Raw genomic sequence first — 12,338 nt, forward strand, 5'->3', positions numbered from 1 at the left:
CCTGGGGAGTGTGCCATCGGAATTGGGTTTATCGGAGGAGATGCTTAGGCGGTAGTCGTTTCGGCCATCAATACAGCTTCTGGCTAGCCAGAATATCTGTCGCGACCTGTTGCTTTGCTCTACAGAACGGTGATACGAAACGATACGCACAGGCAAGGTAGGCCCTAGTTAAGACACAGAAACGCGCCTGGACAAAGCATACCCCCACTCGATGTTGTAATTATACCAAAAGCTGTCCTTGAATGCAAGACAATACGCGGCCTTTTCGCAATGCTCTCCGATGTTTTTCTATCTTTCACATTGTATCATAATAATGCAAGCCCCTTTCATTGCGACAAACCGGACCTCATAAAGGCCATCCGTTCCTCACTCATCATGAAAAGTTTTCGCCTTGCAAGCTCGCCTCAATGATCTCAATGGTAAGATAGTGGACGTGTGCGGCGCTCAGGAGCAGGGGTATGCTAAAATAGAGATATGGATGGAAGAGTTCTACAGGAGCGCACCCTGCTCCTTACACACCTGCGCACCTATCTGGAGGCGCCTGAACACGCTCATTTCTTAGATGATCAATTGGAAGGTCATCAGCCGGGGGCGCGTCAGGCGGCGGTCTTGCTTGTCTTGTTCGAACATGAAGGCGAGCTTTCACTGCTTTTTATTCGTCGTGCCAGCACGCTCCGCGCGCACAGCGGCGAGATTGCCTTTCCCGGAGGAAGCGCCGAATCTCAAGATGCTTCGCCCGTTGAAACCGCTCTACGCGAGGCTTGGGAAGAGATTGGCCTCGCGCCTGAACGCGTTGAGATTCTGGGCGCCATGCCACCAGTCTTTACAGTGGTCAGTAACTTTTTGATTGTGCCTGTGGTCGGCTATCTTCACCAGGGGCCTGGCGAGTTACGGCTTCAGGAGAGCGAGGTGGCCGAATTGATCGTCGCGCCCTTGCGCGCCCTGGCCGATCCCGCCATCCAGCGCGTGGAGTACTGGACGCGTGGAGAGAAGACACGCGCTGTCTACTTTTTCGATTACGGAACGTATTGTATATGGGGCGCGACAGGACGTATCCTGGCCGCGTTGCTCTCGATCCTGGATACCCACGATGCCGGATCGTCCTTTTAGGAAAGCCAGGAAAGCTACCAAATAGTTCTATTACTCTTGCTAATCCCTCTGTTTTGACTACAATTAAGAATGTAATGCGATGGCTTGTAGTGCGTTCGTCGTACGATGTCTCTTGACGTAGTGCCTCTCCGAAAACCTGAGCGCGTAAGCGCTAGTCGCGAGAGCGACGTTGGTTTTCGCATAAGAAGGCAGGTTGGTCTGTAGCACCCCAAGTGGAGAAGACAGTGACATTGCCAACGTCCGATGCCCAGTTTGCACAACTTTGGCCGCAGAGACTCCCCATTCAATCACACTCGATGCCTGTTGATACCCCTTCAACCTATCCTCCTTTTCCCCTCACCCCCACTCTCTGTGTGACCAAAGCGAACGTGCAACTGGCCAATACGTTGCTTCACTCTCGCTGGATGCTACCTCAAAAGAGCGAAATGCTCACTACGCCAGGCGTTGTTTCCCCTTATGCCGAGCACTACGCGAGTAGTAGCCCGTTGGTACAGCCAGGACAAAAAAGCGTTGTGCACGCGATGTTTTTCTCATATATAATGCGTTCTTTTCGCTTCCTGTCGCAGCTGGAGAGCGGACATTTTTGTCGTATTGATATACCAGGCTTGTAAAGCTACTATCTTACTCTAGAAATTGCATATAGTCGAAGAGAAGAGAGAGAAGCGCTATCGCTGCAAAATAACAATTGAAAAAATCAGGCCGAGGCGTGTAAGCAGAATATCGCATATCCGCTGTTGCGCAGGTACCTGCCAGGAGGGTTTTGGTCTCTCTTGCGCCGGAGAAGGAGCGTGCGCCCTGAAAAAGGAAGCCCCTTTCGCGTTTCTTTGGGGAGTCACTCAAGGGGCTGGTGCTTACTTATGCCTGAGCGGCGGGGATGCCATGGAGCGTTCGGGCGTGACGAATGGCTTTGATAATGGCGCGTGCGAGCGTCTGGGCTGCGGCAGCTCCTATAATGCTGACGCGCTGCGCTGCTTGCGCTGAAGGGAGCCGTGGTGTGTCGCGTGGACCAAGCGCCAGGGCGTAGATGGCGTCGCCATCAAACATGGTATGCACCGGGCGTATGACCTGGGCCATACCATCGTGCGCCATTTGCGCGACTTTGGTACACTCCGCTTTGTTCAGCGAGGCCGTGGTCGCAATCGCGGCTATTGTCGTGTTACTAAAGGGATTGGCGGCAAGTGTGTCAGATCCCAGGAGTTCTCGTGTGCCTGCGATGACCTGCTGCGTCTCTGGATCATGAATATTGCCCAGCGCGTTGACTACGACCAGGGCTGCTACAAGCGTGCCATCAGGCAGTCGTGTGCTCGCTGATCCCAGGCCACCTTTCATCGCGAGCAGGGGGCTGACCAGCTTGCCTACGGTCGCCCCGGTTCCCGCGCCTACATTTCCCTGGATAACCGGGTCGCCGCTGGCTTGCAGACAGGCGCGGTAGCCTGCCTCTGCGTCTGGACGGATATGTGGTGAGCCGAAGGCGAGATCAAATATGGCGGCTGCGGGGACAATTGGTACGCGTGCAACTCCTGTATCCACGCCCTTGTGCTGCTCCTCAAGATAGCGCATGACGCCAGCCACTGCCTGTAGCCCGAAGGCGCTTCCGCCGGTGAGTAGAACGGCGTGAACCTCGTCTACCATATGAATTGGATTGAGGAGATCCGTCTCGTGAGTGGCGGGAGCGCTGCCACGTACGTCGACGCCGCCTACGGCGTCACTATCGCAGAGAAGAACGGTACACCCTGTCCCTGCCGTGAGATCTGTGTCATGTCCGACGCGGATGCCGGGGATATCGGTGATGTCGTCATGCATAAATACTGCTCCATTCTGTGCGTAATAGGAAAAAGATTCGATAGATTGAGACATGCCTATTATAGTTCCAAAAACCAGAGCGTGGTGTAACGAAATCTTGCGCACTATTGACCGCTTGCTTTAGCTACTTTCCGCTTGCTTTCTGGCTTTGTGAGGGGAACGACAATCCTCACCGGATGGACTACCAGGGATGCAAGCGCCCCTTTACCACCCTCTACCCCCTCTAACCCGAAGGCGTCAGGGGCTACTTTGCGGATGATGTTGCCAGTTATAGAATTGGTTCACACTTTTCACTGGGCGCCCGTTAACAAGGACTGGCCGGAAGCCAGGTTTGTTTGAAGTTAGCGCTACCAGATTATTGATGCCAATATCTATGCCAGCGTAGTAGGCAGGATTGACTGCTGCTTGTTTCACCTCTTTCTCGTAGACCACTTCCACCACGTAAAAACCCTTACGTGGGACGATGCGGACTTGATCAACGTCCTGGTGCTTTGTGCGCACCTCAATCGCCAGCATCGAAGGTTGAATCATGCCACGCTTTAAGCCTTTCCGACTGATGGCCTGGATGGTGTACACGAGCATGTTACGGCCTTCCGTCTTGTGTTTGTATCCTGGCAACTTGGGACGCCCGAAGAACTTGGAAGGGTCGAGCGTGTAGGCATCACGCGCTTTAAAGAAACTCTCCCAATCGTGATGCAGTTGCATGAGGACTTGCTGGCTCACCTTTGCCGGGAGCGCTTTGTAGGCTTCATGCGACTGCATCCGCCGTTGCACCTCGTTGTAGTTGAGGTACTTCCCGGTGTGAATGTAGGATTGACGGATCTCGTAGTTGCCTGCATTGTACAAGTTCTTCGACTTGAAGGCCACTTCGTCAATAAGACTGTAGCGAGGATCATGTTTGTCAATCACATGTTGCATTGTTTTCACCTCCTTTCTGTGTTTGTTGCTCTGCTGGTCCTGTTTATCTCAATAGGTGATGAACACAAAGCGAATATGTCGAGCATCTGGCAAGATTGTATTGTTGGAGAAGGAGGCCGACTGCACCCCTGATCGCGCTAGTAAGAGGCTTTTCGCCTGAGCCGGGTTCTTGCCTGCAATACTGGCTTTCATGCGCTCCTGTTCGGCATGGGAGAACTGATACACCCACGTGCTTGTCCCAGTCGCCTGAATGGTCATTGTCCCCTGTGCCGTGGTGATGATGTGAACGTCTCCACCCGGTGCGTATCCTGCTCCTAGCTGCTGTCTCGCCTGAATGGTGAGTGCCTGGGTGATGAGTGTTTGAAGGGCTTGTGTCTGGTAAACAATGCCAGTACACGTCTCGTCCAGGGTCACATGAACACTTGCAGCCTCCTCTCCCGGCTGGTGGTCAGCGCTCGTCTTCTGCTGGCAATGTAGTGGCGTGGCAAGCGTTTCTGTGGTCTGAACCTGCGTTTGCAGTGCTGCGGTAGTGCTCTGGTCAAGGCTGGCTTTCAGGCTCGCGCTTGCAGCGTCGATGTCGTGCTGCGTGATGGTCTGATAGTCGCGTGCGTCTTGTCCTCCGCTAAAGGCTCCGTTGACAGCGGAGATATTGACGCGACAACAGGGACCATAAACCGCGCCTGCCTTGAGGTTGCCTACTGGTCCTGCCTGGGTCGCGTGGGCGCTAACACTCGCCTGCCCAAAGGTGGGATAGCTTGCCGCGCTCACGGTAATATCCTGGTCAGTGACCACTTGCACCCCATTGGCTGCGGTAACAAGGGTTCCTTCTGGTATCGTCTGCGCATAGGTCGCTGCGTTGTAAAAGGTAATGTATCCGTGCGATGCCTGGGCGTCCTGGTGCGCTTTCCCGGTGGTGGCAACAGTACGCGCTTGGCTTATGGTGACGGTGGGAAGTACCCTTCCTGGCGCCTGGTGATGGTTTGGGTCAGCGCTCCCGATTGTGACTGTCAGACGGGTTTCTATCGTGCGTGTGATTGGCACAAGCGTTACTGTCGTGGTCACCGTCCAGAGTGGCAACAGATATCCCAGACAGCTAACAACAAGCGTACAAGCGCATACTATGAGGCTGATAAGCCCAAGGGGGCGCGTGTGCTTCCTTGCCCACGCTAGAGGCTTCCTCCCTCGTGGCTCTTGCTCCTGGTCGATGGGTGGGAAACTTTCAACGGTGTTGGCTGGCTCCTCTGGCTCTTGCTCCTCTCTTGGGTAAATGTGGATCTCAATGTCATACATGCGGCGCTCGCGGTCGTACTCCTGGTTAGCTTCTACATGTGGTATGTCGTCCGTCGTGTGCGTCTGCTGCTGCTCTTGGTCAAGCTCGCGTAGAAGCTGGTCTAAGTCGTTCTGCATCTGCTTGTCTTGCATGGGGTCCCTCCAACAGGAAGGAGAAGAGTACAGGTTGATGAGACTCTTCCCTGAGACATTAGGCGTTTGGGATGCCATCCCATGGTGTTCTACAAGTGTCGAGGGGTCCGGCGCTAAAGGCAGTATAGAAGAGAATCTCTTTGTTGAGCTGGTCGAGCTGGTCGAAGAAGCGTTCTGGGACAGTTCCACGCCAACGAATGACAATATAGCCATTGCCCGACGTGTTGGTTTTGCCATGGGAGACTAATACGGCTTGTACTGGGCGCTCTGCCTGGAATGAGGTTTGTAAGTTCAGGGCAAGGGTGGCTGTAATGGTCTCTGCACAAGAGATCACGACGTATTCATCTTCTCCGCTAAAGGTGATCCCCTGAAGTTCGTTAACCCGTTGAGTCAACATGCGCATGGTTCGGCGAGGTCCCCTGAGGCCGCTCTCCTGGGGGCGCGGTGGTTGCTTGTCGTGGATGGGGTATGCTAGTGTGGCAATCACGCTTTGACCTCTTTCATAGGTGTTGGGCTAAACACATCGTTCTGGTTCTTGAAGGCAATGCTTTGATCTCCAACAGAGACAACCATGTCCGGTTTGCCGTCTCCGTCCAGGTCTTTAAATGCGACCTGCGCCGGGGTCAAGTCTTGGTTGCTCCCTAGCAATGCTATGCCTGTCTTGTAAACATGTATTTTGCTCGGGTCGCCTGCTGGCAACTCAATGACGGTAATCTGGCCATGAAGATTGAGCGCAATGAAATGCGATGGGGTTGCGCTCGTATCGTGGTTATGGCCGACAACGGCGTCAATCTGGTAGGTACGGGGGCGTCCATAATGCAGGTCGTCTTGCCACCCCTGCCATGCCTGTTGTCCCATGCCAATGCTAAGCCATCCCCCAACCATCAAGACGCCTGCCAGTCCGACATAGGCAGGCCAACGAGGTACATGAAACCTGGCGGGGTCATGAGGCCATTGGTAACATATTCAGCAACAAGAGCAATATTGCTCTCGTCTTCGTGCCCTTGCCACGAAGAGTCATAACAAAATGGGCGGCTTGTACTGTGGAGCAGGTGGTCACTGGGAATGACAGGGACAAAGTTGTCGGCATAGGATGCTAACGCCTCGGAGTGAATGTCACCCGAAGCAGAGGGAGGCTGTTGAGACGCTGAATCCTCAAGTAATCCCTTTACCCATCCAACTATCCACCCTGTATTCTCATAAGTAGAATTGGGAAAGGCGAGCAAGCGGTAGATGAGGCGCTCGTAAAGGTCATGCTCACTAAGAGGGGTGTGTTCATTCTGATAAGCCTGATATCCCAACTGCACACCGCGAAAGAAGGCGATGTTGGAAACATTTACCGGTACATCGGTTTGGCAGCGGGCATGCAATGCTGTTGAAGCTCCATGAGAGATCATTCGTCGTCTTCTCTTTCTTGACTATGGAGCATCCATGCGCTATTCTGAGCGCAGAGAACTCCAGAATCGGCTATCAAGGGTTTTGTGTGTTCTCACTAGCTGGCTCTCTGTGTGCAAGACAGGGAGCCAGCTTTTCTTATCGCTCTGTTAATCACCTCCTACGATTTACCATTTGATACAATCTTACACGGTCTTATGCCATTTAGTCAAGTCAAAAGCAATTTAAGTCAATTATAATTCATTCTACATCACCTAGTTGACGTCTAGACAGTCAAGCGCTAAAATTAATCAAATACTCAAGAGGTAAGAGAACATGAGTCAAGAGGGCAAGTTGTTGACTGTCGCACAAGTCGCAGAGAGAGTACAAGTCCATGCCGAAACAGTGCGTGGCTGGATACGGTCGGGGGAGCTTATTGCTATTGATATCGGGAACGAATATCGCATTTCAATTGATGACTTAAATGATTTTTTACAACGTAGAAAAACAGGGAAAAGAAAAAACAAAGAGAGCTAATCTTTTTGATAGCTCTAATTTTTTGCAAACCCAACCTGTAGCCTTTGACCGCCAAGTTGCTCCTTTTGCCCTATCTCTTGGCAGGTCACTGAAATCCCTGGAAGCATTTAGAAGAATGTGTATGTTTTGTCAACATGCGAGGAAGTATTCTCGTATAACATCATGTGTGATATCAGTGAAATGGAAGAGACCATCAGGCATGCCTGCACATCCCCATGACTGTTTCTATAAGAGAGGGACATCATAGAGCGATTGCCTATGGGGTTCGTAATGGCTATAGATAGGGTTGGCTTACCGTAGGTTGCACATTCTACTCTAGCTAGAGAACAATAAAGAGGCTGAAGTACTGTATTCTCACTTTAGCCTCTTTATTGTTCTCTAAAACTCCGCTAGAGGATAACAGTTATTCCCTTTTTCTCGAATAATTCATGGATATCACTCAGGATGCCCTCGACGTCGTGAGGTTCTATACGCTCACTTTCATCAATGAAATGGGATTGGCCTGACTCGATTTCTACGTTCATAGCAGATCAAGCCCGCAGTATGTGATATGGCTTCTCCCACTTTCAAGCCTCTCTCAAATTAGGTCAATGCCAGCTATCTCGACCCCAAACGAGGCCATGCTGCAAATGCTTCCTGGAGAGCCTGGTTCTCTTCGTACGTTGCCACGCTTCTCAATGGCAGCACGCACAGTAATATTCTCTTCCTTCGCCCTTGTATGCAGTTTCCCTATACGACCCATTACACCGTGATTGCTGCTGATGGGCAAGTCCATGAGTATTCAGACAGGGCCAAGGCAATACAGGGCTTTGCTCTCCTGGCATCGCAGGAGGCGCATGACCGGAGTGATCTCCACAGCATCTTCCCCCAGTTCTGCTACTATCATGAGATCATATGTCCAGATGGTGTCTACCGTATCGAATTTTTTGGGCCCCGAATGGATGAGCAGAGATACAAGTCCATAAATGATGAGCTTTAGACTTCGGTGTGAGCGCAACTGGGAGCGAAGCAGGAACAACGAAAGATGTGGTAAGGCTATGCATGCATACATTTTACTACATTAATTGAAGCAGTGAACAAAGAGGTAGAGACCGCCTGATGCCTTTTTTCCCTCCATGCGACAACGTTTCAAGGACGCTAATCATATCGCATGGACGTGATGCAAGCAACTGTCCTCTCGTCAAACGAGAAACCATGTGATATACTGTAGTGTCTGTATTTGTCGAGTGAGAAAGAGAGCATGATGGATTCGTTCCCCCCTGATGCGACATCGGTCCCGATGGTTCCTCCACCATCACCATTTGAGCCGACAGGGATCCCTCATTTGGATCTGGTGTTAGATGGAGGGCTTCCAAAAGGAGCATTAACGGTTATTCTTGGACCACCTGGAAGTGGGAAAACCACGCTTGCCAGTCAGATCGCGTTCGCCGCAGCTCAGCGTGGGGAGAAAGTTCTCTTTTTGACAGCACTGTCTGAACCAACGACAAAGCTCTTAGATCATCTGCGTTCCTATAGCTTCTTTGCGCCAAACCTCGTTGGTCGCACTGTACAAGTGTTCAGCTTGCAGCAATTTTTCCCACCGGAAGGTCCCATAACTGGGAAGGCGATTGTGGCAGAAGTGCATCGTATGAAGGCGAGTGTCGTGGTGCTTGATGGCTTTCAAGGGTTACGTGGCGAGGAAACCGATTTTGTTGCCGCCCGCCGTCTCCTCTACGATCTTGGAACACAATTGAGTATGTTGGGCACAACCTCACTCGTCACAGCGGAGGCAGATCCCCGCGATACAACGCTCTTTCCAGAGATGACCACTGCGGATGTGCTCATCGGGCTCTACAATACATTGCTCGGCGTGCGCACTCATCGGGCTCTTGAGGTGCTCAAAGTACGAGGGAAAGCGGCATTACCAGGCCTCCACGGTTTGGCGCTCAACGAGACAGGGGTACACGTTTTCCCTCGATTGGAAACCCGCCTCAGGCATCCGTTCAAGGTGGGCTGGAACAAGAAAACGCTCTCAGCGACGCCAGCGAAACGAGCGACCTTTGAATTGCCCGAACTCGATACCTTGCTTGGCGGTGGCCTGACCCGGCGAACAGGGACTGTCCTGATTGGGAGTCCAGGAACGGGCAAGACACTTCTCGCGCTCCAATTTCTCCTTGCTGGCGTGGCAGAGGGAGAACCGGGAGTGTTTCTCGGCTTTCGAGAGACAGCGGATCAGTTGGTTCAAAAATCGGAGGACTTTGCGTGGAGCCAACAGTTGCAGCACGCTTTGTCTGCAAGAGGGGGATTGACCGTCCACCACTGGGATTCGGTTGAATTGGACCCCGATCATGTCGCCACAGAGACGCTTGCTGCATTAGAGCAAACAGGTGCACGGCGTCTGGTCATTGATAGCATTGCTGAATGGGAGCGAGCCATCCAAAGGAGCAGTGGAGCCGAACGTGTTCCCGATTATCTCGCAGCATTCCTGAGTCTCTTACGTGAACGGGGTGTGACGCTGCTTGCCATCAAAGAGCCAACGCAAGGCGTCATCACGCAACCGGATTTCTCCGTGAATGAACTGACAGTGCTTGCAGAAAATGTGGTGTCCATGCAGCACCTCATCTATCAAGGGAAACTCCATCGCATCCTCTCCGTTCCGAAGATGCGCTTTTCCGCCCACGATGAAACGCTCCGTGATTTTCTGATTGCGACGCCCGAGGGGGTGCGTGTGCTGACACCCAATGAGAGTGAACGGGACATTTTGATCAAATTAGCAGAGCAGCAAGCAGCAATCCAACGGAGGGAGTCCCCCCCACAGAGGAGTTCACCTTCAGAGCAAGAGCGACACTAAGAAAGCAGGATGTAACACTTGCATGAGGAAATATACGAACCACCCATCGTCTTGATCGTTGACGATGATATCCCGATTACCGAAATCCTGACGGTGGTGGTCGAGAGCCTTGGGTACCAGTCACTGGTCGCCTTTAATGGACAACAAGCGCTCGACCTCGCCCGTGAGCACTGGCCGGCGCTTGTACTCACGGACGTGATGATGCCCATTATGGGGGGGATTGGTGTGGTGCAAGGGTTACGTGAGGAAGCAAGCGCAAGGGGAATTGCGCCGCCGCACATGGTACTACTCACCGCAGCCGACATGTGGCCTGAGTTATCTTTGCTTGTAGACGCTCTCATCTCTAAACCATTTAAGTTGCATCAGCTTGAGCAACTCATTCACCGCTTCCTTCCCTCACCTGCATCCTCCTAGTTTCTCTCCTCACGTGGATGCCTTCTCTGCTTGGAGTTGCCCCAATGCAGTAGAAGCCAAGAACAGAAGGAAGGTTTCCTTCTCCTAGAAATTGAAGCGTTCATCATGAGAGAACTCAAAAGAGACTGAAGTGAAACCGCACCGCTTCAGCCTCTTCCTCCTTATTCTCAAGAACTTGGTTAGATTGCGACCGCTATTCCCTTCATCTCCAACAACTCTTGGATGCCGTTCAGTAGCTTCTCCAAGTCGTGAGGTTCTAGAAGCATACCTTCATCAAAGCTACAAGGATGGTTTTTCAGGTTCAAAACCTTGTCATAAAACGCTATAAAAACTAAACTCTAGTTTAGTATACAAGCAAAAGTTCCTCCCCAGGTAGACCTGGGGAGGAACTTCCAGCGTACGAGCATGCGCGTGGGAGGGGCGCTGTTTAGAGCTTCTCGCTGGTTGCGGCTCGCTGTAGGCGCTCAATGGCCTGTTTGACCGTTTCGCGCTGGTTATAGACAGAGGAGCCGGCGACGAGGAGATTGGCTCCCGCCTTGACAACGCTTGCCGCGGTCTTCTCAGAGATACCTCCATCGACCTCGATATCGCAGGAAAGGTGACGCTCGGCCAGCATGCGGCGCAGCTCAACGATTTTGGGCAAGGTTTCAGGGATAAGCTCCTGGCCTCCAAAGCCGGGATTAATCGTCATAATAAGTACCATATCGAGCAGCGAGAGCATGTCCTTTAAGAGGAAAACGGGAGTGGAGGGATTAAGCGCGACACCAACCTTTTTTCCTGCGGCTTTGATATGTTGGATGACGCGGTGCAGGTGCGGGCAGACTTCCTGATGCACGATAATGACATCAGCGCCTGCCTGGGCGAAGGTCTGAATATAGTCCTGAGGATTGGTTATCATCAGGTGGGCCTCCAGGGGCAAGCTGGTGCTGCGGCGGACCGCCTCGACCACCAGGGGACCCATCGTGATGTTGGGCACAAAATGCCCATCCATCACATCGATCTGGATACGCCCGGCCCCACCCCTTTCGGCGTCGCGGACCTGCTCCCCAAGGCGGGTAAAGTCGGCGGAGAGGATGGAAGGAACGATCTCGACCATGCTTCTTTTTCCTTCTTTCTTACGCCTTATGCGTGAGTTGTGAGGCCGCCGCGGTATCGAAGAGCCAGGTCACATCACCCTGTGTGGGCTGGACTAGCTGCGCTGGGTACTCGTCGGGGTTGCGTGCCCCTTCAATGACTTCTTTGACGGCTTCTGCCTTATCCTGGCCCGTGACCAGGAAGAGCACATGGCGCGGAGCCTGCAAGACAGGAGGCGTAAGGGTCAGGCGCGCAGGGGGAGGCTTGGGCACGCTCACAGGCATGACCAGGCGCTCACGCTCCTGAAGCGAGGGCTGGTGTGGGAAGAGGGAGGCGGTATGGGCCTCGGGTCCCATGCCTAAGAGAATCAGGTCAAAGGCGGGGATGCCAGAGGTGCCAAAGACACGGCGCATCTCCTCAGTATAGGCTTGAGAGGCTGCATCGCGATCCTTCTCCTCGGCGTGCATACGGTGAATCTGGCTGGCGGGAATGGGAACTTTGCTCAGCATGGTGTCCATCGCCAGGCGGTAGCAGCTATCCTCGCTCTCGGGTGGGACGCAACGCTCGTCAGACCAGAAAATATCGACCAGGTTCCAATCAATCTGGCTGGTGTAGGGTTCGGCGGCGAGCAGTTTATAAAGTGCTTTAGGGGTATTGCCGCCTGAGAGCGCAAAGGTGAAGCGCCCATGAGAGACGATGGCTTCTTGCGCGACTTGAATAACGTAGCGAGCCGCTGCCTGGCTGAGTGTGTCCAGGCTGGAGTAGACGGAGATATGTCTATTTTGCATGTTTGTTTCTCTCCTACAAAGCTGACTGAGTAGTACACGATGTGCAACTTTTTAGCATGGCGCGTGGC

General features: G+C 52.8%; 12 protein-coding genes. 4 read left to right on the plus strand and 8 right to left on the minus strand.

Features of this window, described 5'->3' with window-relative positions:
• Positions 1 to 474 precede the first annotated feature (474 nt).
• Positions 475 to 1,110 carry an NUDIX hydrolase gene (locus JMJ04_RS15235; RefSeq protein WP_201371311.1) on the plus strand — a complete coding sequence of 212 codons (636 nt, stop codon included), beginning with the start codon at positions 475 to 477 and terminating at the stop codon, positions 1,108 to 1,110.
• 855 nt (positions 1,111 to 1,965) lie between these two features.
• Here the strand turns inward: JMJ04_RS15235 and JMJ04_RS15240 are convergent.
• The 6 genes from JMJ04_RS15240 to JMJ04_RS15265 form a co-directional block, all read right to left on the minus strand.
• The gene (locus JMJ04_RS15240) at positions 1,966 to 2,913 is read right to left on the minus strand and encodes a P1 family peptidase (RefSeq protein ID WP_201371312.1); all 948 of its coding nucleotides are present in this window, start codon (positions 2,911 to 2,913) and stop codon (positions 1,966 to 1,968) included.
• Positions 2,914 to 3,150: 237 nt separating this feature from the next.
• Complete coding sequence (locus JMJ04_RS15245) at positions 3,151 to 3,831, minus strand: transposase (protein WP_201371313.1); 681 nt, start codon at positions 3,829 to 3,831, stop codon at positions 3,151 to 3,153.
• 48 nt (positions 3,832 to 3,879) lie between these two features.
• Positions 3,880 to 5,253 (minus strand): baseplate J/gp47 family protein, encoded by a 1,374-nt coding sequence (locus JMJ04_RS15250; RefSeq protein WP_201371314.1) that lies wholly within the window; start codon positions 5,251 to 5,253, stop codon positions 3,880 to 3,882.
• Between the two features lie 58 nt (positions 5,254 to 5,311).
• Complete coding sequence (locus JMJ04_RS15255) at positions 5,312 to 5,740, minus strand: hypothetical protein (RefSeq protein WP_201371315.1); 429 nt, start codon at positions 5,738 to 5,740, stop codon at positions 5,312 to 5,314.
• Positions 5,737 to 6,111: a hypothetical protein gene (locus tag JMJ04_RS15260; RefSeq protein ID WP_236038034.1), complete on the minus strand. Its 375-nt coding sequence runs from the start codon at positions 6,109 to 6,111 to the stop codon at positions 5,737 to 5,739. The genes JMJ04_RS15255 and JMJ04_RS15260 overlap by 4 nt, the downstream gene beginning before the upstream one ends.
• A gap of 26 nt (positions 6,112 to 6,137) precedes the next feature.
• The gene (locus tag JMJ04_RS15265; protein WP_201371316.1) at positions 6,138 to 6,650 is read right to left on the minus strand and encodes a hypothetical protein; all 513 of its coding nucleotides are present in this window, start codon (positions 6,648 to 6,650) and stop codon (positions 6,138 to 6,140) included.
• A gap of 313 nt (positions 6,651 to 6,963) precedes the next feature.
• On the opposite strand from JMJ04_RS15265, the gene JMJ04_RS15270 reads away from it, so the two are divergent.
• The 3 genes from JMJ04_RS15270 to JMJ04_RS15280 all read left to right on the plus strand — a co-directional run bounded on the left by JMJ04_RS15270 (position 6,964) and on the right by JMJ04_RS15280 (position 10,408).
• Positions 6,964 to 7,164, plus strand: coding sequence for a helix-turn-helix domain-containing protein (locus JMJ04_RS15270; RefSeq protein WP_201371317.1), 201 nt, complete (start codon positions 6,964 to 6,966; stop codon positions 7,162 to 7,164).
• Between the two features lie 1,240 nt (positions 7,165 to 8,404).
• Complete coding sequence (locus tag JMJ04_RS15275) at positions 8,405 to 9,994, plus strand: RAD55 family ATPase (protein WP_201371318.1); 1,590 nt, start codon at positions 8,405 to 8,407, stop codon at positions 9,992 to 9,994.
• Positions 9,995 to 10,012: 18 nt separating this feature from the next.
• Entirely contained in the window at positions 10,013 to 10,408 is a 396-nt protein-coding gene (locus tag JMJ04_RS15280) for a response regulator (protein WP_201371319.1), read from the plus strand.
• A gap of 427 nt (positions 10,409 to 10,835) precedes the next feature.
• Here JMJ04_RS15280 and rpe read toward each other — a convergent pair whose 3' ends face one another.
• Together rpe and pgl are read right to left on the minus strand one after the other, a co-directional pair.
• On the minus strand, positions 10,836 to 11,504 hold the full coding sequence (rpe, locus tag JMJ04_RS15285; RefSeq protein WP_201371320.1) for a ribulose-phosphate 3-epimerase: 669 nt from the start codon (positions 11,502 to 11,504) through the stop codon (positions 10,836 to 10,838).
• Between the two features lie 19 nt (positions 11,505 to 11,523).
• Entirely contained in the window at positions 11,524 to 12,270 is a 747-nt protein-coding gene (gene pgl / locus JMJ04_RS15290) for a 6-phosphogluconolactonase (protein WP_201371321.1), read from the minus strand.
• Between the last annotated feature and the right edge of the window lie 68 nt (positions 12,271 to 12,338).

This window comes from Ktedonobacter robiniae (assembly GCF_016587375.1).
GTDB classification, from domain to species: Bacteria; Chloroflexota; Ktedonobacteria; order Ktedonobacterales; family Ktedonobacteraceae; genus Ktedonobacter; species Ktedonobacter robiniae.